The organism is Aurantiacibacter sp. MUD11, assembly GCF_026967575.1.
Classification (GTDB): Bacteria; Pseudomonadota; Alphaproteobacteria; order Sphingomonadales; family Sphingomonadaceae; genus Alteraurantiacibacter.
This window is the reverse complement of the sequence record NZ_CP114054.1, coordinates 1,011,949-1,033,228: the sequence shown is the minus strand read 5'-3', so window position 1 is coordinate 1,033,228 and position 21,280 is coordinate 1,011,949. Positions and strand designations below refer to the sequence as shown.

Genomic DNA, 21,280 nt, shown 5'->3' with positions numbered 1-21,280 from the left:
ATGGCTATTCCCGCGCAAGCAGATGTTGTGGTCGTTGGTTCCGGGCCCAGCGGAAGCATGGCCGCCGGGCTGTTGGCCAAGGCTGGGGTGAATGTCGTAATTCTCGACAAGGAGGCTCACCCCAGGCTTCGTGTTGGCGAGAACCTGATCCCGCATATCTGGAAGTATGCCGATATGCTCGGCGTGACCGATGACATCGTCGCGGCCAATTTCGTCTCGAAGCAAGGCGGACGAGTTTGCTGGGCCGGCGACGTCAGCAAGATCGCCTTCAAGGAATTCGGATACGAACGGCTTGGCTTGCACGTGGAGCGCGATGAGTTTGACCAGATACTGGTACGCGGCGCACAGCGGCATGGCGCCAAGCTGTTCGAGAAGGTGGTCGCGCGAAGGCTGAACTACGACGGCTCGCAGAACGAACTGCACTATGATGGGCCGGATGGCGCTGGCGTGATCGTGGCGCCATACGTTATCGATGCCTCGGGTCAGTCGGGCTTCCTGGCGCGACAGTTGGGATCGCGCATCACGAATCCTGACTTCCGCTTCCGAAGCGTTTGGGGCTATTTTCGCAATTCGCGATATTATGATGCGCAAGGCATCGTTCGCGAGCATGCCGATATCCGCAAGCACAAGCCAGTTACCTACCAGCATTCATTGGCGCTCGACGGCAATTCCGGGTGGTGCTGGCACATCCCGCTTCGCGAATACACCAGCATCGGCTTTGTCCTGACCAAGGAAACCGTCTCGGCACTCAAACGGGACTTCCCAGACTGGGAAACACGCTTCAACCATATCGTGCAATCGGAGCCTGAACTTGCCCACCTGATGGAGCACGCAACGCTTCGCGAAGACGGCTATCATTTCATCAATGACTTTGCCGGTCATTCGGAATGCGTTGCCGGGCCCGGCTATTTCATGATCGGCGATGCCAGTGGTTTCTTCGATCCGATCTACTCCGTCGGCGTCAGCCTGGGGATGTATGGCGGTGCACTGGCAGCATGGGCAACGGGTGAGTGCCTGAAGAAGCCTGCCCACGAAGCGCGTTATCGCAAGATGTTTCAAGATCAGCTGGTCGCGCGGCTTGAAATCGCTCGCGGATTGGCCTTGCCGCATTATGCAAGCGCTCCGATGGATGAAGATCGTGCGAAGGCCGTCCTTGCTGCCAGTTCGCGAACCGAGCTGGCGCTGATCGAGGCGGCTTCGAAAACGAATAAGCGCGGGCATAATCTAGAGCGCCTGATCAACGCATGATCCGTCAGGTCCTGCGATACGTCTGGCGCCTGGGGTTACTGCAAACCGTCTTCACGATGTGCTTGAAGGTAGCGCGACGTTTGTCGCCTGCGGCGCTCGTGGCCTTCCGGCGGACATACCAGAAGCATCACCGCGTCGTCTTCCGGCTCTCGGAATTATCCATTCGCCGACGGCAGGAGAATCGGCTGTTCCGTGATTTCCTGATGGTAACGCGGCAGGGTGAGCCGGCCGACACCTGGCGGCTGTCGCGTTTCAACCTCGCTCACCTCGAAGTAAATGCTGCCAAGCGGCCACCATTCCATGTCGGAGTGCGGAAGGCCTTGGTCGAACTGGCGGCCGCCGGCCGGGAGGCCGAGATCCAGTTTCCGGACGGGCCCGCAATCATCACTTTTGCCCATCAGAGCGCGACCAGATCAGCCACAGACTGGTACTTTCGGCGCGTCGGTCGTCCCGTGATTGGCGCCATGCTGACTTCCAGGCGCGGCTTGCCGCGCGACCAGGCCATGGCCACCGCCAATGCGGCTATGGGCCGCCATCTGATACAGGCAAGACGAGAGCTGGCCGCAGGCGGGCTGGTGGCAATCCTGGGAGATGGCCAGAAGGGGCGCTTCGGTACCCCGGCAGATATCTGTGGCCGCCGGATCTTCCTGCAGCCGGGCTTCGCAACGCTTGCGATCATGCAAGACGTTCCAGTCTATTTCTGTCGTGCCGATATTCGAGAAGATGGTCAGCTCGATCTGGTTTTCTCGGACGGGTTCCATCCCAAGGCTGAAGGCAGGGATAATGCCACGATGGTGAACCTGTATCTTGATTGGTACGCCGAGCATTTGCGTGCGATCTATCTGCAGCATCCCGAGACCTTGCTGCGGAGCAGGATCGAAAAATTCATGGCAGCCCCTCAGACGCGGCCTGCGCCTGAAGACGTGGAGCATCCGGTTTCAAGATCTCAACTTGGCAGCGCAAAAGTCGCCGAGTGGTTGGAAGGCGTCTAGCCTCAACAGTCGTAGCCCAGCGCCGCCAGATCGATGCCGATCAGTTCCGATGTCCGGCGATTGCTGTCGCGATAGTGATCACCGATCTCGCTCAATACCGTCGATCGAAAGCGTTCCTGCAGACGCGAGTTCCACGAAGCGGGGGCCAACTCGCCAATCCTTCGTGTGTAGCGCTTGATCCGGTTGTTGGTCTTGCGCGTGATGGTGAAGGGCACCGGGCCGTGAATGCCTGCGCGTTCCGGCAGGCGGGCGAGAAAGTTCGTCCAGCGTTTGATGGCATTGCCGACGGGCGGAATCGATGGATTGACCGTTCCAAGGCCGGCAACGCGCTTCTGGCCGTCATCGTCCAGGTCCAACTGGCAGAATTTCATTATCCTCGTCACGAAGTCGACCTGATCCCGTTTCAGCATTTCGTAGGGCAGCGCCAGGACGCGATCGGGGCCGAAGGCTTGTTGATAGGCGCCGATCAGATTGTGATACGACAGGTGATCGCGGTGGAAATGCAACTGTCCGCCGCCTGGATGGCGCAGGAAGTCCTGAAAGTGTTCCCTCCCGCCGGACCGCACATACTGATTGTAGAGCGAAATGAGCATGCCCGTCTGCTCCCTGATCACGATCAGGATGCGCGCATTCGGCTCAACCTCGTTCAGCCGCCTCATGATGCCCAGGCTATCGAAACCGCCGCAGAAGATCTGGCCGGATAGGCCTTCGTGCGAAAGCACGGGATAACGACCCTTCTCGCGTTGCTCGGCACACTGCGCACGCAACTTGTGGCGGGCCACGTCAGGCCTGAAGCGATAGGGATGTTCATGCCGGATTGCCTCGGCGACTTCGGGGTCCTTGCGCCTGACCAGGCCGAAACCCAGTTGGTCGTCGGCAAAGACCTGATGCTGCAGGAAAGACGAGCCGGTCTTGTGGAAGCCGATATGGATCAGCATGTCGTCAGTCATGGCGCGCTGCTCCGTGATTGGCTGATAAGTCGGCGATACAAGGCGAAATGGGCCTTTGCGGAGCGCTCCCAGCTGAACTCCGCTGCGCGTTTTAGTCCTTCCTGACTGATCGAACCGGCCATGTCCTGATCAGTCAGCACTTTGCCTATGGCGTCGGCAAGCGCGTCCAGATCGTCAGGTGTGGGTATCGTCAGGGCAGCATTGCCGGCAATCTCTCCCGTCGCAGTTGTCGCGCATGTCACGACGGGCGTGCCGCAAGCCATCGCTTCCAATATCGGCAGGCCGAACCCCTCGTAGCGCGAAGCGAAAAGGAAGGCGGAGGCTGCATTGTACAAGCCGACCAGATCGGCCGGAGCAACGGGCCCCTGGAAGTGGACGAAGTCGGCCAGCCCTTCTTCTTTGACGAGCGCCTCAAGTCTTTGCTGGTGCGCGTGTCGTCTGCCGGCAAGCAGAAGGTGATGGTCAAAACCGAAACGTTCGCGAGCCAGCGCAAACGCTCGGATTGTCGTCTCGACGTTCTTTCGCGGCGCGCACGGCCCTAAGTACAGCGCAAAGGGAGCCTTGAGGCCTGTGCGCTCACGAAAAGCCGTGCGTTCGGCTGCACTCTGCGGTCGGAATTGGGAATGATCGACGCCGTGAGGGATCACGTCGATACGTTCCGCGTCAATGCCGTAGTGATCGATAATCTCCTGCCGGGCAAAGCGGGAAAAGGTCACGAAATGCGTATTCGTTTCGCAGGCTGTGGCCACAGTGCGGCGCAGCTTCAGGAATCTCTCGGGATCGGTATCCCATTCCGGGGCAACCTGAGCCGCAGCCCCATGCAGTGAAATCAGGTTCGGTTTGCCGGTTTGCAGCCATTCGGGCGGAATGCCGTGAGCGGGAAAGTGCAACAGCGCGGCTCCGCTGCGCCGGACACCGAAAGGGAAGAGCTTCTGCTTGTTGAACTCCACCAGCCTTCGCGGAAGTCTCATTCCCGGGCGGCTCATTCGCAGCCAGGTTCTGGGAGATATGCACCGGCCCCAGTGCAGGACTGCAAGGTCGAGGTCTGGCGGAGTGTCGGCAGCGCGAGCAGCCAGCTCTCGCATGTACCGCGTGACACCGTTGAAGGCCGGATGTGGTACGCGATCGACCATCAGGACATGTTCGATCATCAAGTGAAAATCCGTACGCACACCAAGGTAATCATGGGTACTTGCGTCGATTCTGGCGGGAAGAAAAGCCTTTCATCGCGGAAACCCATGCAACTATAGCCCATGCATGGTTCACAGGCCTCCGGATTTTGTCTGCATCGGCGAACAGCGATGTGGCACGACCTGGCTTTATCAGGCTTTGCGGCGCCATCCCGACGTCCGGCTTCCTCCGGTCAAATCGATAGGCTTCTTCACACGGCAGAGTGATCTGCCTGCGGTTGCGCACATGCTTGCTGGAGAGGCGCCTGGGGAAGCGCGCAAGATGCGCCGTGTGTTGCGCACGAAGATCCGCAGTTTCGATCAGCTGTCGTGGTTTGCGCGCTACTACTTCGATCACCGTGGCGACGATTGGTATCGCGGGTTGTTCGCGAAGGCCGGCGATCGCCTGACCGGCGAATTCTGCCATCGATATGCACAGGCGACGCCTGCTCAACTGGCTGCGATGCGCAGCAGCTTCCCCGATCTCAAGCTGGTTTTCCTCATACGTGACCCGATAGACCGGGCCTGGTCGGGACTGTGCCGTTACCTCGCGCGAACGGGCCGGGTGATCGGAACCGACTGGGAATTGTCCGACTTTCGCAGCGCACTGACTGCGGCCTCCGCCATTCAGAAATCGAAGTACGCTTCGACCATTCGCGCGTTAAGGTCCGAGTTCCCCGAGGAGCAGATCCAAATTGGCTACCTGGAGGAGCTGAAGGACGATGCCGCGCAGTTCCTGGCGGGCATATCGCATTGGCTGGGCATCCCTCCGCTCGCAGAAGAGCTGCTGCCTCCACCCACACAGAGCCGGACATCAAGTTACAGCATGCCGGAAGCTGTCGAGAAGTGGTTGGCGCAAGAGCTTGTGACCGACATTAGCGACGCCTGCCAATTGCTTGGATCGCCGATTTCGGCCAAGTGGGTAGAGCGTGCCGAACGCCTCGGCGTATAGAATGAAACAGGGTTCTTTTTGATGTTTTCTAATGATGTGTTGCTGAAGATAAAATCCGAAGATTTGATCCATGAGAATGTAAACGGAGAGGCAATTGTCCTGAGCATCAAGACTGGTACCTATTACAATCTTGAGGGATCGGCTGCCGACATTTGGGCTGCTCTCGAAAAGGGGGCGTCGATTTCACAGCTCGTGGAGCTGATGCAGAGACGATATGATCCTGTCGCCGAAATGCAGCAAGACATCACGGATTTCTTGGATAGGCTAATAAAGGAAAACCTTGTCCAGGAGGTCGCGGATGCTTTGCCGCCCGAAGACCTCGGCCAAAAGGCCTCGAGCGCCTGGCAGAAGCCCGAACTCGTAATCTATGAAGACCTCCAGGAACTGCTGACGATTGATCCCATACACGATGTCACGGACAGTGGATGGCCCAATGCAAAGGGCACCTGACAAGACCCTGGAGCTGTTGCGTGAGGTTCGTCAGACTTACGACAGGATAGTTGATGACGGCTGTGAGATTCATGACCGCCTGATACGTCTGAACGATCAATTGATCCGCCTGCGATTTGCGGGCGCGGCCCTGGTCGATCTTGTCCTGCCGGCTCTCGAACATTTGCTGGTCGAAGGCGAAACCGCCCCCCAGCCTGACCTTACAGTGTGCTTGTGGGATGAAGCTACGACCGGTGTGGGCATGCCGGCTTCTCCTTGGAGCACTGATGATTTTACCTCCCGCAGAGAGATCCATGGCGCCAATGGACCCGGGGTGAAAGTCGCGTACGACATGTATTGCGGCATTTTTTCCGTCGTTTCGCTGGACGATGGCTGCGCTTACTGGTGGATTTCCAGCCCGGAGAGGCTGCCAGCCTACGAGCGCGCGGCGCCCTTGCGAGAAATCCTGCAGGCATGGTCCGAACACAAGCGTGGCGTCTTCGTGCATGCGGCGGCTGTGGGCGACACCAGCGGTGCGATCTTGCTGGTGGGCAAGGGGGGCTCGGGAAAATCGACGACCGCGATGGCTGCGGCATCAGCCGGTTTGCGGCTCGTAGGCGAGGACTACTGCCTGCTCAGCTATCGTGACCGCACACCCATGGTCCACAGCCTTTTTGCGAGTGCAAAGCTGACCGACCACAGTCTCTCGATGTTCCCCGACTGGAGACAGCTGCAGTCAATCCGATGCGCTATGACCGCGACAAGGCTGTGATTCTGGGGACGGGGCACCTTCCCATGCTGCCGGCTGCACCCGTGCGGGCAATCGTCCTGCCATCGGTCGACCCGGACTGCGCAACCGGTCTTGAACCCGTCTCGGCTGCCAAGGCGCTCTTCGCAATTGCCCCCAGTTCGATCTTCCAGCTGTCAGGAACGGGCGGGGAGGCGATGGACGCATTCAGGGCCTTGGTCGACACGGTTCCGGCCTACAAGCTTGGCATCAGCGGCCATCCGAATGCTGCTGCCGCACTTCTGAAAGACCTGCTGTGACGGACTGGCGCACCAGCGTGATCATGCCGGTTTTTTGCGGGGAGAAGTTCATCGAAGAAGCCATCGGCAGCGTGCTCGCGCAACCATCCGATTGGATCGAAGAGATCATCGTCGTCGATGACGGTTCGACGGATGCTACGGCCGCCATCGTAAAGGCGTGCCGCGGACCGATCAGGTATGTGTACCAGGACAATTCAGGCCCCCAGCATGCTCGTAATACCGGGCTTGCGCTGGCTAAGGGTAATGCTGTCGCCTTCCTCGATGCAGATGACATCTGGACCCCTGACAAGCTGGCCCTGCAGCTTCCCTTGCTGGAAGAGGCAGACGTGGTCCTTGGTCAGACCAAGATCCTGGATGATCCGGATTCGGCACCCTTTATCCTGCCCAGCCTGTGCTGCGCCTTGATGCGCAAATCCGCATTTGACCGGATCGGCAATTTCGACACCGAACTTGAGTATTCGGACGACCTCGACTGGTATCTCAGGGCGAAAGAGGAGGAACTCGTCTTTCGGGTGCACAAGGACACGGTCCTGAAGCATCGGCGGCATGAGAACAACCTGACCAAAAACAAATCGAAAACAGAGCATTACCATCTCCTCATGTTGCTCAAGTCAGTGAAGCGACGGAAAGGGAAGGGCATCACGGAAATGCCAGGCTTCTCCGATCTCACGTTCTTGGATAGGCCCTGACGCCGATGAGGGTTCTCTATCTGGCAGAGCGGTTCTTCCCCTTCGTCGGGGGTATCGAAAGCATGAGCGAGCACCTGCTGCGCGCTCTGCAAAGTCGTGGCTACGAGGTCCTGATAGTTACCTCTCATTGCGATCAGAAAATGCCTGACAGGGACGAATGGCGCGGCATGCCTGTGCACCGGCTGGAGATGCTCACATCATTGTCCAGACGCGATATCCGCGCGATCCTGGAAACGCGCGCACGAATGCGGGAGATCAAGGCCGGCTTCCGGCCCGAGATCGCCCATCTGCAATTCAGCGGTCCATCGCCGATCTTCCATTTCGACACGCAGTCACCCGCCCCTGTCCCGACAGTCCTGACGTTGCATTCGGTTGCAGCCAGCGCGACCTCGAACCGCTCGCTGTTCCTTGACGTAGTGGGCAAAGCCGACTGGATCGCACCTGTTTCTGCACACATGCGCGACTGGACCTTGGGCCACGCGCCCGACGCAAGCGGCAAGACCAGCGTGGTCTACAATGGAATACCGGACGGCCAGGTGCTCGAAGACTTGCCCGATCGGGCAGGCCAGCCTGCCAGCATTCTCTGGGTTGGCCGGATGGTCGAATGGAAGCGGGTGGACAGGCTTGTCGATGCCTTTGCCATCCTTCGCACACAAGGACACGAAGTGCAGCTTGTGCTGGCTGGCGATGGGCCGGAGCGCTCCAGCCTCGAACAGCGTGTCGCTGACGCCGGGCTTGAAGACCATGTGACCTTTACCGGCTGGGTCGATTCCGATCAGCGTTCCGCACTCATGAAGACGGCCAGCGTGTTCGCCATTCCATCCGAGGCAAACGAAAACCTCCCGATGGCTGCCTTGGAGGCATCGGGTCATGCTTTGCCCATCGTCGGGTCTGCGGTTTCCGGCCTGCCGGAGATCGTCGAGCATGACGGCTCGGGGTTGCTGATCGAGAACATCGACCCTGCCAGCCTGGCTGACGCACTGAAGACAATCCTGACCCGACCGGACTTGGCCGAGGCCATGGGGATTCGCGCGCGAGAAATCGTCCGCCAGCGCTTCTCGATGAACGCAATGGTGGAAGGCTACATCGGGATCTACGAGAAGCTTCGCGAGGCTGCTTCGTAATGAATGCGGTGAGCGTGATAATTCCTGTTCACAATGGTGAGCGGTTTGTCGGTGAGGCGATCGAGAGTGCCTTGTGCCAGAGTCTCGGCCCGATGGAGGTTGTCGTCGTCGACGACGGATCGACCGACAACAGCGCAGACATTGCTCGATCCTTCGGCGACAAGGTGCGCTGCTTCGTCCAAGCCTGCAAAGGTCCGGCGGCCGCACGCAACCACGGAATTGCGCAAGCCCGCGGCCAGATCCTGGCTTTCCTCGATGCCGACGACCTGTGGCTGGAAGACAAGCTGGCAGCGCAGGTTCCGATGATCGGGGAATATGACCTCGCGTTTACGCTGATAGAGAAATTCCGAGATCCGGATTGCCCGGACGGTGTTGGAGAAGCGGCAACCGAGACGGCTCAACCCGGTCTTCTGCCAACGACAATGGTCTGCCGCGCCAGCGCATTCGAACAGATCGGCGGTTTCGACGAAGACTTGCGTGGCGGCGAATTGATCGATTGGCTCGATCGCGGCCGCGAGGCGGGGCTGAAGGAGCTGATGGTGCCGCGCGTGCTGGCGCGCAGACGCATTCATGCCGATAACCTGACGTGGCAAAGCACGTCCAGAGAGGCCTATTTGCAGGTCATTGCGAAGAAGCTTCAGCGGGCACGAAAGGGTGCCGATCGTGGATAAGGCGGCGGCGAACCGGTCGTTCCAGGAGCAATACCCGGCACCTGGCGGCTTGCTGCTGCGCAAGTCACGGGAATTGGCACGATACGCGAGGTCGCTGGCGCCAGCTCGCCGAGCCTGCGTCATTCTTGCGCAGGGCAGAACCGGCACCTGGTTGTTGCATTCGCTGCTGAACGATCATCCGGAAACGCATTTCGACAAGGAGATCCTGCAGCAGCGCGTCTGGTTGCCCGTTCCATATGTTCTTGGTTGCAGTAGTGCCGCAGGCGACCGGGTCTATGGCTGCCACGTTCAACCCAACCAGTTGGAAAGCGTGCAGAATTTCGCCACCGCCCGTTTTGTCGACGCTCTCGCGCAGCGCGGCTGGTCGATCATCCATGTAACGCGGCGCGATATCGTGCGGCAGAGTATCTCGGCGATAGTCGCGCTGCAGCGTCGGCTTTGGGTCAGCGACCCGTCTGAAGCCGTGCCCCAGCAGATGCTGACCATCGATGTGGATCAGGTCATCGCCCGCATTCACCGTCGCAAGGAACACCTGGCGATCGAACGCAGCGCGCTATCCGCGCACCCGCACCTGTCATTGGTCTACGAAGACGACCTTGAAGACGCCGCCAGGCATCAAGCCACGGCAGACCGGATCTTTGATTTCCTCGGATTGGAGAGGCGTAAAGTGAGCGCGGGAACGCAGCGCCTGTTGTCTCGGGACTTGCGAGAGGTCATCATCAATTACGACGACATGATCGCGCAACTGCGAGACGTGTTTCCGCAAGACTTTGACAGGTAGCCGAGTGATATTCAGGAAATCCCTGGCCGCGCAATTGCGGGCGATTGACGCGCAGGATCTGCTTCTGCTGCAGGTGGCCCTGGGGGAGCCTGACCGGAGCGAGCGTGCCTGGTCTCGATGGTGTGCCGAAGCGGATTTCGATGCGCTGGCAGCCGGGTGCCTGCTGATTCCGCTCTGCTATCATCTGCAGGCAAGGCGCGATGGACACGATGGCGTGATCCAGCGGATGCGTGGTGCGCATTCGAAGAACTGGATCATCACGCAGATGCTGGAGGCGGAAAGCCGGCCGCTCATGGCCGCATTGGCTTCCTCCTCCGTACCGTGGGCGCTCGGCGATGACCTGGCGCTGGCGAACCATTTCTATCCGCACCGCGCCACGCGACCGATCTACGAAATCGCACTGTACACGGCCAGCGAAGGGGTTGAGCCGCTTTCGCAGCTCGTAGCCGGCTGTGGCCTGGCATCGGCTGGCAAGCTGCGGTGTCGTATCGGTGAACAGGCGATCGTCCGCGTCAGGCACTTGCCAGCTGCGCCGTGGGATCAGGTGCTTCCGGCGACGGAAGAAAATCCGGTGCCGATCCTTTCGCCGACCCAGCAGTTCTGGACGAGCTTTACGGCAAACCGACCGCAGTTGCTGTTGCGCCTGCTCGACCTTGGGATTCTGCTGCAAAGACACTACGACTCTCTGGACGTCACGGCGATCCAGGAGCGCGCAAAGTCCGTCGGCTTGGCAGCCGAGCTCGCTGAGACGCTGCAGTACCTCCACACTGTGGTCGGTCTGGATAATGCACGGCGGGCGGCTTCAGGTGCATTCAGCTCTGGACAGGCGGCCGGCAATGGAAAGATTATGAACCTAGTGCGTACTTTCGCTTTTCGGGGACGCTGAATTGCCGCTGACACCGTCTCAAAAAGAGCTTCACGATCGCGTGGTTCAAGGTTTGGCCGAAGCGGGGGCTGACGATCTGGCCCGGCGAGACGGCGCCTTCGAGTTTGATCGAGCCTTGTGGAATACCTGTGCCGGGCTTGGCTTGGCAGGTCCGATGGTTCCGGAGAAGCTGGGCGGCCAGGGCATGTCCGCAAGCGATGCCGTCGTGGCGATGGAGGCCCTTGGCTATGCCTGCAAGGATAACGGCCTCGCCCTTGCACTTGGTGCCCATGGCTGGGGCTGCCTGTCGGCGCTGCTTGCAGGAAACGGCACCAAGCATGCGGATCTGATCCGTCAGCTTGCTCGCGGCGAATTGATTGGGGCTCTGGCGGTAACCGAACCTGATGCGGGGTCCGACATCGGTGCAATCGAGACGACTGCCGTTCGGACCGAGAATGGCTACCGGCTTTCGGGCCGCAAGGTATTCATCACCAATGCCCCGATTGCCGATGTGTTTGTCATCCTCGCGCGCACCGGTGACATTGGCGCCGCATTCGGATTGAGCGCCTTTTGCGTGAGACGCGAGATCGACGGCCTGCAGACATCGCAGAATGTCCCGAAAATGGGCTTGCGAACCGCCCAGATGGGCGATGTCGTCCTGAACGATTGCCATGTGCCCGAAAGTGCAAGGATCGGCGCGGAAGGCGGCGGACTCAGACTCTTTCTCAAGGTCATGGAGTTTGAGCGTGGCTTCATCCTCGCCCCAGCGATCGGCGCGATGCAGCGGCTCTACGAGCAGGCAGCGGATTACGCCCGCAGCCGCCGGCAGTTCGGTCGGCCGATCGCGGATTTCCAGAGCGTCTCGAAACGGTTGGTCGATATGTATCGATTGATCGAAGCCGCTCGTCTTGTCGTGCGTGAAACGGCACTGCAGATGGATGCTGGACAGTCCATCGCCAAGTATAGCGCCCTGGCGAAGCTGACCGTATCGGAAAACTGGGTGCAGGTGGCGCAGGAAGCGATGCACGTTTTCGGAGGGGCGGGTTTCCTGATGGAAAGCGAGATTGAGCGCGAGTTGCGCGATGCGCAGGGCAGTCTTTCGTACTCGGGAACTTCGGAGATCCAGTATCGAACCCTGGCCCATTTGCTGAAGCTGACCGCCGAATGAGCTTGCCAGCGGGCCCGTCGGGAAACTCCAGTGTAGCGGAAGGTGGGGCGTCATGATCGGTTTCCTGAAAGGACTGCGTCGGAGGCTCACCACTGATGTCCGGAGCAATTGGTCACGGCAGTGGGCGAAGGACGATTACAGACCGCATTGGATGATAGACGCTATCCCGCAGCCCGTTGAGGCTGCGGTGTCCGACGGCTTCTTCGCCCCTGGTTGTTCCATCATCGAATTCGGTTGCGGCCAGGGCGAGATTGCCGCTTTCTTCGCTGACAAAGGGCACCGCGTCGTCGCGCTCGATATCGCGCCACCGGCCATCGAGCGCGCTAGACGGCGGTACGGTGACGCACCGGCTTCTCCTCACTTCCTGGCAGGGGACGTCTGCAGAAAGCTACCGATCGACGATGCGTTCGACTGCGCGTTTGATCGTGGCTGCTATCATACGCTTCGCAGCGCCACGGAACGCTCGGCCTATCTTCGCAACCTGCTTTCCATACTGAAGCCGAGCGGGCGCTTCTTGCTCCTGCACAAGACCGCATTTCGCGAAGAATGCACTCCGGAGGTCGAAGCGCGGGTCAGGGACGAGCTGATGGAGGACCTCGAACGGCATTTCTCACTGATCGCTTGGGAAGGCGTGCAGATGAGTCCGCACGGTGAGCGCGTCATGATGGGTATTGCGATGCGGCTGCAGCGCTCAGCGTAATGGTTGGATGCCTTCAGCTTGGCCTGCAGAACGTCGATCGTGCTCGATCCGTATCGCCGAAGATAAAGCGCAACACCTATCGCGTCGGGCTCGTAACCGGTCTACTGTCGCCAACAGCCTGAGACTGGGATTCCTTCACAGACATGCGAACACTTCCGCAATTGCTGGAGAATGCCGTGCGAAGATGGCCCGGCAATCCTGCGGTCTTCCACGAGGAAGAGGTGCTGGATTACGCCGCGCTGGATGATCTCAGCAACAGGCTTGCCGGGCACTTGAGCAGCATGGGAATTGTTCGCGGCGATCGGGTGGGCATTCACTTGCCCAAGTCCCTGGCTGCCGTCGTTGCGATCTTTGCGATCCTCAAGGCCGGGGCTGCCTATGTGCCCATCTATCCCGGCAGCCCTCCAAAGCGCGTGGCCCTGATAGCGAATGACTGCTCCCCCAAGGTCATTCTGACCGACAGGCAGGCGCCGAAGGAAGATCGGGACACCGCGGCGACGGATTACCGGGAATTGCCGGTCGATCTCGCCATGCTGCGCGAGCTTGAGGGATGCGCGTTTGCAGGCGCCGGCGAGCCATCGGACATTGCCTATATCCTGTATACCTCCGGTTCGACCGGTCGCCCCAAGGGTGTGATGGTTTCGCACCGGGCCTCACTCAACTTCGTCGATTGGGCGGTCCGCACTTTCGATATGTCTCCGGAAGACAGGTTGGCAAACCTGGCCCCCTTGTCGTTCGACCTGTCGATCCTTGATATCTTCGCTGCAGTCAGTGCCGGCGCTTGTGTGCACCTTGTGTCGGCGCAACGCGCTGTTTTTCCGTCCGAATTGAGCAAGTATGTCGCCGCGCAGGGGATTACGATCTGGTACTCGGTGCCAAGCTTGCTTTCCCGCCTGCCGCGGTTCGGGCAACTGGACAGGCATGATCTCGGCCGGCTGCGGCACATCCTCTTTGCGGGTGAGCCGTTTCCGCGCTCCGAATTGAATGCCTTGATGGAAGCGTTTCCATCCGCAAGGTTCCATAACCTTTACGGACCGACGGAAACCAATGTGGTCTCGCATTACGAAGTGACGCAAACTGATGATACAGCCGTGCCCCTAGGGCAGCCTTGCGCCGGTCACGAGTTCGCGTTGCTCGACGAAACAGGCGGGTTCGTCGAAGGAGAAGGCGTCGGCGAATTGTTGGTTTCGGGGCCATCACTCATGGCGGGATACTGCGGCGACAGTGAGCTGACCGACAAGAGGATGGCGCCGTTACCTGTGGGTGATGCCGGTGGAGTCTTAGCCTATCGGACCGGGGACAGGGTGAGACGAGATGCGCATGGCGCCTATCATTTCCTCGGTCGTCTTGATGACATGGTCAAGAGCCGGGGGTTCAGGATTGAACTTGGCGAGATCGACCATGCGATATCCAGTCACCCCCGCATTCGGGAGGCGGTGGCGGTGGCTATCGCCGATCCGGCAATCTCCAACCGGATCGAGGCGCTGGTCGTGACGGATAGTCCCGGAAGCCTTGGCGACCTTCGCAGCCATTGTGCGACAATGCTGCCCGAATACATGATCCCCGCGCGCTTTCATGAGCGATCGGAGCCGCTTCCTCGCAACGACAACGGCAAGCTCGATCGGGCTCGGGCGGCGGCAATCCTGAGTTCGGCTGGCTCCTGATGCATTCCGGCCCAGATCCACTCCCCAAGGCACTGATCCTGGATATCCTGTTGAGGCCGGAATGCGTCGATCAGGACCGGATAGACCAGGTCTCCGCAGAACAGTGGTCCATGGTCGTCGAACGGCTCAAGGAACACCGTGCCCTGCCATACTTCCAGCATGCCCTTGCCGAGTGCGACAACATCAAGCTGCCGGCGAAACCTGCGGCCGAGATTGCCGCGATCGTGCAGCTTTGGGCAACGAGACAGCTGTTGCTGGGGCGCGAGTGTATCCTGATCAACCGGGCCTTGGCGGACCAGGGCATCGAACACCTGTTCCTGAAAGGTGTGCCACTGGCATTTCAGGTCTACCCGTCCCCGATCATGCGCCCCGCACAGGATATCGATCTTCTGGTCAGGCCAGACGATGCGCAGCGGGCCTGGCAATGCATCAGGGACCTGTGCGGCGAAGATCAATCGGCGCTACCCGGACTGCCCACCGATCCCAGCGCGAAAGCCAAGCACCTGACGCCGATCTGGTCGCCAAATCGCGTTGTTCCCGTAGAGGTCCATTCGCGAATCTGTTCAGGCTCGGCCGATCATGCCTCCAAGTTGCTGGACAGGTTCACCGAAGGCTTCTGGGACCGCTCGTCCTCGTTCGAGATTTCCGGCCAATCTCTGCCGTGCCCAGGTCCGCAGGACATGGCGCTGCACCTGATCCTGCACAGCGTCTATGACGATGCCTTCGCCAATGGCCCGAATTTTCTCGTGGACCTGCGACGATTGATGGATTGGTCACGCCTGGACACGGACGCGCTGCTGCAGCAAGCGAGGCAGCTCGGCATCGAGCGTGGGACGGAATTGGCGCTGGCCATGATCGGTGAAGAGCGACCGGACAGCAGCGTCAGCGAGGAGCAGCTTCGGGATGCCGAGCACCTCATCTTCAAGAGCAACCTCGATGGCGGAAAGATGGCTCTGAACCTGGTTCGGCTGTTCCACCGGGAAGGCTGGGCGCTGGCGTCGAACTTGTTGCGCAGATCATTCCACAGCCGGGAGGAACTGCTCGCAAGGCGCAGGTTTGCGAACCTGAAGGAGCAGGCGGGCTGGAGCTATCCGATGCTGTGGCTGGACTTTGTGGTCAGGCGACTTGGCCTTTCCTTGCGATATCTCATGACCGGCAAAGGTCGCGACGCGGCGCGAAACCTTACTCGTTTTCGAAACTGGCTGCATACGAGGCAATAGCAAGGGACTACCCGCCCCAGATGCGCACCCCGACTGCCGTCCAGCGGCCGCCAGGCGGTTAGCTTTGCATCGGCGTGAGGGGCAGGGTATCTTGCGACTCGCGAACGAAGGATCGATTACGCCATGGCCCAGGAAGACTTCACTCCCGAACTGCCCCCGCATCTGGTTCTGTGCGAAGAACTGATGGCGGCATGGTTCGAAACGATGCTCGCGGCAACAGACCAGTGCTTCAAGTTCTGGATGTCTCCCTTCGCTCCCCCGCTGGAGGACGAAGTGGAGCAGGCCGGGGATCTGGATATCCCCGGCCCGCTGGAACGCGACTTGGAGCACAATCTCTTCGCCTGAGGCGAAGCGAGCGAGCCCCGCAGCATGACTATTGCGCGGCGATCACTTCCGCGATGTGATCGGTCGTGTGATTGGCGAGGTCCTTGTCGATCTCGCAGATGACCGCTTTCTTGGTCGCTCCACCATACTGCTTGCGCAGTTCGCCCAGCGTGCGCGGGGCAGAGATTACCACGATACCGGCATCGCCGTGCTGTTCGGCCGCGCTTTCGAGAATGCCTGCTGCGGTCCGCGCGAATTCGTCTTCCGACTGCTGGTGCCAATCGGTTTCGTCGTAGGAACTGCGGCCGCTGCCGACGCGCGACTGTACCCTTCCAGGTGTGTCGGTGCCCTGGTCGCTCGACTTGGGATTGGCGTCGACCTCGTGCTCCAGCGTCTCAAGGACGATAAACTTCTCGTCGCCCTCGTTGCGGAACAGCAGCATCTTGGTTCCGTCGGCGACCATCACCAGCGTGCCGTGCTTGATCTGCATTATGTCTTCCTTCCTGCGTCAGTAACGAATGGATATTAGCGCCGGAAATGCCCCCGCGGTCTGACTTCGGTCAAATTCGCCGGGCGATTATCAATTTCTGCAATCCATCAGTGAACGCCGCTGCCCGCCTTGCGGAGCGGCGGGCGCCGCGGCCTTTGTCTCGCCGCCTTTGGTGATCGCGCGGATAGTTCGGTCCCGGCCATAGAGGTCGTCCAGCAGCGCCACGCTTCCATCGGCGTTGGCGACGGCGGTGAAATAGGTGACGTAGACCGGCGTCGGCTGCGCGATCGAGAGCGTCGTCGTGCGCCCGGTCTCGAGGATGGCGTCGACATCCTCGCGCGTGGCCACGCCTTCCAGCAGGGTGGTGGCGAAGCCGATCGCATCGCCCGTGCGGATGCAGCCGTGGCTGAAGCTGCGCACGTCCTGTTCGAACAGTTGCCGGTTGGGCGTGTCGTGCATGTAGACCGAATAGGGATTGGGCATCACCAGTTTCATCTGGCCCAGCGCGTTGTTCGGTCCCGGTCGCTGGCGATAACGCCCGTTCTGCACCACGTAGCCGCGCGAGCGGGCGAGCGAGGGATTGTTGCGCACCAGGGCCCCCACGCTTTCGCGCACGATACTGGTGGGGATTTCCCACCAGGGATTGAGGATGACGCCTTCGATCGTCGCGCGAAACACCGGTGTCGGGGTGCGCTGCGTGCCGACGATGACCCGCCAGGTGCCGACATGGCTGCCGTCGCGCCACAGGTCGGCCTCGAACTTCGCGGCGTTGACGAGCACGTAGTCCTCGCCCAGCGAGCGTGGCATCCAGCGCCAGCGCTCCATGTTGCGGGCGATGGTGGCCTGGTGCTCCGGGTCTTCCTCCAGCTCATAGGCTGCCATCAGCGCCGAGTATTGCGGGTGGGCCGGGCGCATCAGCGCAAAGAATGTGTCCAGCGTATCGTTGGCAACCGCCGTCCGGAGCATCTCGTCGAGCGGCAGGTCGCGGTCGGTATCACGGATGTTCCAGCCCCGGCGTTCACCCGATGTGGCATTGCCCAGCAGGTGCATGCGCGCCAGCCGCAGCGCCAGATCGGTTGCGGCACTGTTTATCGCCTCTGCATCGCCGGATTCGCGTGCTGCCGTCAGGTTATTGGCAGACAAGAGAGGTAAGGCTTCAAGGGGAGCGGACGAAACCCAGCGTTCCAACGTCGTGATATCCGCAGACGACCACTGCGGTTCATCCTGTGCAATTGCCGGTTGGCCGCAAATCGCCAGGAAAAATGCAATAATTACAGAGGCTCGTTTCACAGGCGTCCGTTTCTCATATTGTCCGGAGGGCTAATAACCCCCATTTGTTCTACATAAGATACATGGGATCGCGAAAAATGAAATTGAATCGACGCGCCTTCGTCGGCGCTTCGCTGGCCGTGGGCAGTGCGGCCATGTTTACCCCCGCATCGTTGGCTAAGCCTGCCGCCGGTTTGTCGCCGGCCAGCCCGCTCGCGCCGCCACCCGCCGCTCCTGCGGCGCAGCCTACCGGCGTGCTTGGCGAGGCGCTGGCCGCGCTCGAGCAGCACGGGTCGAGCATCGTCAATCGCGATCGCCTGGGCATTGCCGACTACACCGCGCATTCGGGTGAGTTCCGCTTCCACATCGCCGATATCGAAGGCGGTGAGATCACCAAGTCGTTCCTCGTTTCCCATGGCCGCGGTTCCGATCCGCGCAACAGCGGATTTGTCGAACGGTTCTCGAACGTACCCGGCTCCAACGCCTCTTCGCGCGGCAGCTATGTCACCGGAGAGCTTTACGTCGGCAAGCACGGCCGTTCGCGCCGCCTGCATGGGCTGGAGCCGGAGAACGACCGCGCCTTCGAGCGCGCCATCGTGATTCACGGCGCCGACTACGTCGACATCGCCATGGCCGAAAACCAGGGCCGCGTCGGTCGCAGCCTCGGCTGCTTTGCCTTCGAACGCAGCGAGATCGAGAACATTCTCGAACTGCTGGGGCCCGGCCGCCTGCTCTACGTCGCCGGCGAGAACGCCTGACCCGGTGAGCCGGGCTTGATGGGGCTGGTCACGGGACAAGGACGATGGCCCCTTCGACATTGCCGGACCGCAGCAGGTCCAGCGCCTCGTTGGCATCCTCCAGCGCAAACCGCGTGACGTGTGTCGTCACGCCGGCTGCTGCCGCCAATGGCAGGAATTCGAGGCCATCGGCGCGCGTCAGGTTGGCGACCGAAAGGATGGAGCGCTCCTCCCACAGATCGGCATAGGGAAAGGTCGGGATATCCGACATGTGGATTCCCGCGCAGACCACCCGTCCACCCTTGCGCACGGCCTTCAGCGCCAGTGGCACCAGTGCGCCGACCGGGGCGAAGATGATCGCGGCATCCAGCTCCTCGGGCGGAGGCTCGGTCGAGGCGGCGGCGGATGCACAGCCCAGCCGCAAGGCGAATTGTTGCCCGGCATCGTCACCCTCCCGCGTGAAGGCATGAACCCGTTTCCCCTGTGCAATGGCCAGCTGCGCCAGGATGTGCGCGGCACCGCCGAATCCGTAGAGACCGAGTGTCTCGACCTCCCCGGCAAGGCGATAGGCGCGGTAACCGATCAGTCCCGCGCACAGCAGCGGTGCCGCGTGAATGTCGTCGAAGCTATCCGGTAGCGGGAAGCAGTATCGGGCATCGGCGATGCAGTGGCTGGCAAACCCGTCATCGCGGGTGAAGCCGGTGAACAGCGGTTCATCGCACAGGTTCTCCCTGTCAGACCGGCAATAGCGGCAATGGCCGCAGGTATGCCCCAGCCAGGGCACGCCCACGCGGTCGCCCCGTTTGTAGCCCGTCACGCCTTCGCCCAGTTCCTCCACCCGGCCGACAATCTCGTGGCCCGGCACGATGGGCAGCTTCCCGTGAATATCGCCGTCGGCGACATGCAGGTCCGTACGGCAGACGCCGCAGGCCGCGATGGAAATCAGGATTTCACCCGCAGCCGGCCTCGGCATGGGCCGCTCGACCAGGCGCAGCGGCTCGCCAGTCGCGTCGAGCTGCATGGCCCGCATCTGCTGCATCCGCTGTCCTCCTTCCGCCAGGATACAGCACCGCATAGCCCGCCAGCAACGCGCGGGATTTGATATGCGACAAGGCGGCGCGCTTCTGGCAGGCTCATCAATGGTCCGGGCAGGAACTTCGCCCGGTGTCAGCGGGAGGGCAGATGACCAGCAATAGGCTTAGCCTGGCGTTTCATGGCGCAGCGGGGACCGTAACCGGCTCTTGCATGGAATTCGTCCTCGGCAGCAGCCGCATTCTCGTCGACTGCGGCCTGTTCCAGGGGTCCCGCACGCTGGAACTGCTCAACCTCGAGGATTTCGCCTTCGACCCCCAGCAGGTCGATGCCGTCGTGCTGACCCACGCACATATCGATCACAGCGGCCTGCTGCCGCGGCTGGTGGCCAGGGGCTTCGACGGGCCGATCTGGTGTACGCAGCCGACTTGCGACCTGCTGGAGCACATGCTGGCCGATGCCGGGCGCATCCAGGAATACGACGCACAGCGGCGCAATCGCCGGCGTGACCGCGCCGGAGAGGAGCAGTTTGAGCCGCTCTATACCTCCGCCGACGCCTATGACGCATGGCAACTCTGTCGCCCGGTGGAGCTGGAGGAGCTGTTCGAACCGGCGCCGCACATGCAGGCGCGGTTGTGGAATGCGGGGCACATCCTCGGCGCCGCCTCGGTGGAGCTGCTGGCGGGCGGGACGCGGGTCATCTGCTCTGGCGATCTCGGCCCTGACAACAAGGCCTTCCAGCTCGATCCCAAGGGCCCCTCGGGCGTCGACCATGTGATCTGCGAAAGCACCTACGGCGATCGCCAGCGCGATAAGGTCACGCAGGAAGAGCGGCGGCTGCTGTTGCAGTCCGAAGCCGAGGCGACGCTACGTCGCGGCGGCAACCTGATCATCCCGGTCTTTGCGCTGGAGCGAACGCAGGAACTGCTGCTGGACCTGCACCACCTGATCTGCGCCGGGGCGCTGCCCAATGCCTCGGTCTTCGTCGATTCCCCGCTGGCGAACCGCACTACCGAGGTGTTCGAACGCTATGCTCCGGAACTGGAGGATACCGACGGGAAGAACATCTTCGACCATCCGCAACTGCACTACGTCACTGACGTCGAACAATCGATGCGGCTGAACTCGATTTCGGGAGCGATCATCCTCGCGGCATCCGGCATGTGCGAGGGTGGGCGTATCCGGCACCACCTGATCCACAATCTCCACCGCCGCGATTCGACCGTGCTGTTCGTCGGCTACCAGGCCGAGGGAACGCTGGGCCGGGTAATCCTGGAGGGCGCGCAGCGGGTGCGTATCAGCGGGCAGGACGTGCGGGTGAGGGCGCAGATCCGCTCGATCCAGAGCTATTCCGCCCATGCCGACCAGGGCGAACTGCTCGACTGGATAGAGGAACGCTGTCCCATCGCCGGCAGCCTGTTCCTCGACCACGGCGAACCTTCGGCGCTGGAAGCACTCCGGCGCGAATTGCAGCGGCGGTTGCCAGGCCTGGAGGTGCGCATTCCCGAAATTGGCGAACGCTACGCGCTGCCCGCCGGAGAACCGGCCAAGCGGCTGGAGACTGGGCGGACCGACCTAGCCGAGGTGCTCGGTACCGACTGGCAGAATGCCTATGCCGCCTTCGCAACTTCGCTGAAGGAACAGTTGCTGGAGATCAGCGACAACCGGCGGCGGGAAGAGGCGCTGGAGAGGATGCGCGAGGTGCTGGAATCCTACAATTCGCACCGCCAGCGAAAGTCCAAGGGGCGCGGATAGCTCT

At 61.1% G+C, this 21,280-nt stretch carries 23 protein-coding genes; 18 read left to right on the top strand and 5 right to left on the bottom strand.

Features of this window, described 5'->3' with window-relative positions; translation table 11 throughout:
* Both OZN62_RS05095 and OZN62_RS05090 read left to right on the top strand, forming a co-directional pair.
* Positions 1-1,248 carry an NAD(P)/FAD-dependent oxidoreductase gene (locus OZN62_RS05095; RefSeq protein ID WP_269101664.1) on the top strand — a complete coding sequence of 416 codons (1,248 nt, stop codon included), beginning with the start codon at positions 1-3 and terminating at the stop codon, positions 1,246-1,248.
* Entirely contained in the window at positions 1,245-2,240 is a 996-nt protein-coding gene (locus tag OZN62_RS05090; RefSeq protein ID WP_269101662.1) for a hypothetical protein, read from the top strand. Before OZN62_RS05095 ends, OZN62_RS05090 begins: the two co-directional genes overlap by 4 nt.
* A 2-nt stretch (positions 2,241-2,242) precedes the next feature.
* On the opposite strand, the gene OZN62_RS05085 is transcribed toward OZN62_RS05090, so the two are convergent.
* Both OZN62_RS05085 and OZN62_RS05080 read right to left on the bottom strand, forming a co-directional pair.
* The gene (locus tag OZN62_RS05085; protein WP_269101661.1) at positions 2,243-3,190 is read right to left on the bottom strand and encodes a sulfotransferase; all 948 of its coding nucleotides are present in this window, start codon (positions 3,188-3,190) and stop codon (positions 2,243-2,245) included.
* Positions 3,187-4,323 carry a glycosyltransferase family 4 protein gene (locus OZN62_RS05080; RefSeq protein ID WP_269102108.1) on the bottom strand — a complete coding sequence of 379 codons (1,137 nt, stop codon included), beginning with the start codon at positions 4,321-4,323 and terminating at the stop codon, positions 3,187-3,189. Before OZN62_RS05080 ends, OZN62_RS05085 begins: the two co-directional genes overlap by 4 nt.
* Before the next feature lie 124 nt (positions 4,324-4,447).
* On the opposite strand from OZN62_RS05080, the gene OZN62_RS05075 reads away from it, so the two are divergent.
* From OZN62_RS05075 to OZN62_RS05010, 14 genes are all read left to right on the top strand, one after another.
* Positions 4,448-5,311, top strand: a complete 864-nt coding sequence (locus OZN62_RS05075; RefSeq protein ID WP_269101660.1) for a sulfotransferase family protein — start codon at positions 4,448-4,450, stop codon at positions 5,309-5,311.
* 39 nt (positions 5,312-5,350) lie between these two features.
* Positions 5,351-5,761: a PqqD family peptide modification chaperone gene (locus tag OZN62_RS05070; protein ID WP_269101659.1), complete on the top strand. Its 411-nt coding sequence runs from the start codon at positions 5,351-5,353 to the stop codon at positions 5,759-5,761.
* Complete coding sequence (locus OZN62_RS05065; RefSeq protein ID WP_269101658.1) at positions 5,745-6,512, top strand: hypothetical protein; 768 nt, start codon at positions 5,745-5,747, stop codon at positions 6,510-6,512. Before OZN62_RS05070 ends, OZN62_RS05065 begins: the two co-directional genes overlap by 17 nt.
* Positions 6,485-6,787 carry a hypothetical protein gene (locus tag OZN62_RS05060; RefSeq protein ID WP_269101657.1) on the top strand — a complete coding sequence of 101 codons (303 nt, stop codon included), beginning with the start codon at positions 6,485-6,487 and terminating at the stop codon, positions 6,785-6,787. The genes OZN62_RS05065 and OZN62_RS05060 overlap by 28 nt, the downstream gene beginning before the upstream one ends.
* Positions 6,784-7,476: a glycosyltransferase family 2 protein gene (locus OZN62_RS05055; protein ID WP_330848767.1), complete on the top strand. Its 693-nt coding sequence runs from the start codon at positions 6,784-6,786 to the stop codon at positions 7,474-7,476. Before OZN62_RS05060 ends, OZN62_RS05055 begins: the two co-directional genes overlap by 4 nt.
* A 5-nt stretch (positions 7,477-7,481) precedes the next feature.
* Positions 7,482-8,600, top strand: a complete 1,119-nt coding sequence (locus OZN62_RS05050) for a glycosyltransferase family 4 protein (RefSeq protein WP_269101656.1) — start codon at positions 7,482-7,484, stop codon at positions 8,598-8,600.
* Entirely contained in the window at positions 8,600-9,271 is a 672-nt protein-coding gene (locus OZN62_RS05045; protein WP_269101655.1) for a glycosyltransferase family A protein, read from the top strand. Before OZN62_RS05050 ends, OZN62_RS05045 begins: the two co-directional genes overlap by 1 nt.
* A complete protein-coding gene (locus OZN62_RS05040; RefSeq protein WP_269101654.1) occupies positions 9,264-10,052 on the top strand; it encodes a hypothetical protein in 789 nt (262 codons plus the stop codon). Before OZN62_RS05045 ends, OZN62_RS05040 begins: the two co-directional genes overlap by 8 nt.
* Before the next feature lie 4 nt (positions 10,053-10,056).
* Positions 10,057-10,938, top strand: coding sequence for a hypothetical protein (locus tag OZN62_RS05035; RefSeq protein ID WP_269101653.1), 882 nt, complete (start codon positions 10,057-10,059; stop codon positions 10,936-10,938).
* A gap of 1 nt (position 10,939) precedes the next feature.
* The gene (locus OZN62_RS05030) at positions 10,940-12,085 is read left to right on the top strand and encodes an acyl-CoA dehydrogenase family protein (RefSeq protein ID WP_269101652.1); all 1,146 of its coding nucleotides are present in this window, start codon (positions 10,940-10,942) and stop codon (positions 12,083-12,085) included.
* 52 nt (positions 12,086-12,137) lie between these two features.
* Complete coding sequence (locus tag OZN62_RS05025) at positions 12,138-12,785, top strand: class I SAM-dependent methyltransferase (protein WP_269101651.1); 648 nt, start codon at positions 12,138-12,140, stop codon at positions 12,783-12,785.
* 143 nt (positions 12,786-12,928) lie between these two features.
* Complete coding sequence (locus OZN62_RS05020) at positions 12,929-14,449, top strand: amino acid adenylation domain-containing protein (protein WP_269101650.1); 1,521 nt, start codon at positions 12,929-12,931, stop codon at positions 14,447-14,449.
* Positions 14,449-15,669 carry a nucleotidyltransferase domain-containing protein gene (locus OZN62_RS05015; RefSeq protein WP_269101649.1) on the top strand — a complete coding sequence of 407 codons (1,221 nt, stop codon included), beginning with the start codon at positions 14,449-14,451 and terminating at the stop codon, positions 15,667-15,669. Before OZN62_RS05020 ends, OZN62_RS05015 begins: the two co-directional genes overlap by 1 nt.
* Before the next feature lie 123 nt (positions 15,670-15,792).
* Positions 15,793-16,014, top strand: a complete 222-nt coding sequence (locus OZN62_RS05010) for a hypothetical protein (protein WP_269101648.1) — start codon at positions 15,793-15,795, stop codon at positions 16,012-16,014.
* Between the two features lie 28 nt (positions 16,015-16,042).
* On the opposite strand, the gene OZN62_RS05005 is transcribed toward OZN62_RS05010, so the two are convergent.
* Positions 16,043-16,483 carry a host attachment family protein gene (locus OZN62_RS05005; RefSeq protein ID WP_269101647.1) on the bottom strand — a complete coding sequence of 147 codons (441 nt, stop codon included), beginning with the start codon at positions 16,481-16,483 and terminating at the stop codon, positions 16,043-16,045.
* 90 nt (positions 16,484-16,573) lie between these two features.
* Complete coding sequence (locus tag OZN62_RS05000; RefSeq protein ID WP_442864390.1) at positions 16,574-17,626, bottom strand: L,D-transpeptidase family protein; 1,053 nt, start codon at positions 17,624-17,626, stop codon at positions 16,574-16,576.
* A gap of 224 nt (positions 17,627-17,850) precedes the next feature.
* On the opposite strand from OZN62_RS05000, the gene OZN62_RS04995 reads away from it, so the two are divergent.
* Positions 17,851-18,510 (top strand): murein L,D-transpeptidase catalytic domain family protein, encoded by a 660-nt coding sequence (locus OZN62_RS04995; protein ID WP_269101645.1) that lies wholly within the window; start codon positions 17,851-17,853, stop codon positions 18,508-18,510.
* A 28-nt stretch (positions 18,511-18,538) separates the two neighbouring features.
* Here OZN62_RS04995 and OZN62_RS04990 read toward each other — a convergent pair whose 3' ends face one another.
* Complete coding sequence (locus OZN62_RS04990) at positions 18,539-19,528, bottom strand: zinc-dependent alcohol dehydrogenase family protein (protein ID WP_269101644.1); 990 nt, start codon at positions 19,526-19,528, stop codon at positions 18,539-18,541.
* Between the two features lie 206 nt (positions 19,529-19,734).
* Between OZN62_RS04990 and OZN62_RS04985 the strand changes: the two genes are divergently transcribed.
* Complete coding sequence (locus OZN62_RS04985; protein ID WP_269101643.1) at positions 19,735-21,276, top strand: MBL fold metallo-hydrolase; 1,542 nt, start codon at positions 19,735-19,737, stop codon at positions 21,274-21,276.
* Positions 21,277-21,280: the final 4 nt, after the last annotated feature.

Coding starts and splice junctions, on each gene's coding strand:
- OZN62_RS05095 (WP_269101664.1), top strand. CDS start 1: ATGGCTATTCCCGCGCAAGCAGATGTTGTGGTCGTTGGTTCCGGGCCC.
- OZN62_RS05090 (WP_269101662.1), top strand. CDS start 1,245: ATGATCCGTCAGGTCCTGCGATACGTCTGGCGCCTGGGGTTACTGCAA.
- OZN62_RS05085 (WP_269101661.1), bottom strand. CDS start 3,190: ATGACTGACGACATGCTGATCCATATCGGCTTCCACAAGACCGGCTCG.
- OZN62_RS05080 (WP_269102108.1), bottom strand. CDS start 4,323: ATGGTCGATCGCGTACCACATCCGGCCTTCAACGGTGTCACGCGGTAC.
- OZN62_RS05075 (WP_269101660.1), top strand. CDS start 4,448: ATGGTTCACAGGCCTCCGGATTTTGTCTGCATCGGCGAACAGCGATGT.
- OZN62_RS05065 (WP_269101658.1), top strand. CDS start 5,745: ATGCAAAGGGCACCTGACAAGACCCTGGAGCTGTTGCGTGAGGTTCGT.
- OZN62_RS05060 (WP_269101657.1), top strand. CDS start 6,485: ATGCGCTATGACCGCGACAAGGCTGTGATTCTGGGGACGGGGCACCTT.
- OZN62_RS05050 (WP_269101656.1), top strand. CDS start 7,482: ATGAGGGTTCTCTATCTGGCAGAGCGGTTCTTCCCCTTCGTCGGGGGT.
- OZN62_RS05045 (WP_269101655.1), top strand. CDS start 8,600: ATGAATGCGGTGAGCGTGATAATTCCTGTTCACAATGGTGAGCGGTTT.
- OZN62_RS05025 (WP_269101651.1), top strand. CDS start 12,138: ATGATCGGTTTCCTGAAAGGACTGCGTCGGAGGCTCACCACTGATGTC.
- OZN62_RS05020 (WP_269101650.1), top strand. CDS start 12,929: ATGCGAACACTTCCGCAATTGCTGGAGAATGCCGTGCGAAGATGGCCC.
- OZN62_RS05015 (WP_269101649.1), top strand. CDS start 14,449: ATGCATTCCGGCCCAGATCCACTCCCCAAGGCACTGATCCTGGATATC.
- OZN62_RS05010 (WP_269101648.1), top strand. CDS start 15,793: ATGGCCCAGGAAGACTTCACTCCCGAACTGCCCCCGCATCTGGTTCTG.
- OZN62_RS05005 (WP_269101647.1), bottom strand. CDS start 16,483: ATGCAGATCAAGCACGGCACGCTGGTGATGGTCGCCGACGGAACCAAG.
- OZN62_RS04995 (WP_269101645.1), top strand. CDS start 17,851: ATGAAATTGAATCGACGCGCCTTCGTCGGCGCTTCGCTGGCCGTGGGC.
- OZN62_RS04990 (WP_269101644.1), bottom strand. CDS start 19,528: ATGCAGCAGATGCGGGCCATGCAGCTCGACGCGACTGGCGAGCCGCTG.
- OZN62_RS04985 (WP_269101643.1), top strand. CDS start 19,735: ATGGAATTCGTCCTCGGCAGCAGCCGCATTCTCGTCGACTGCGGCCTG.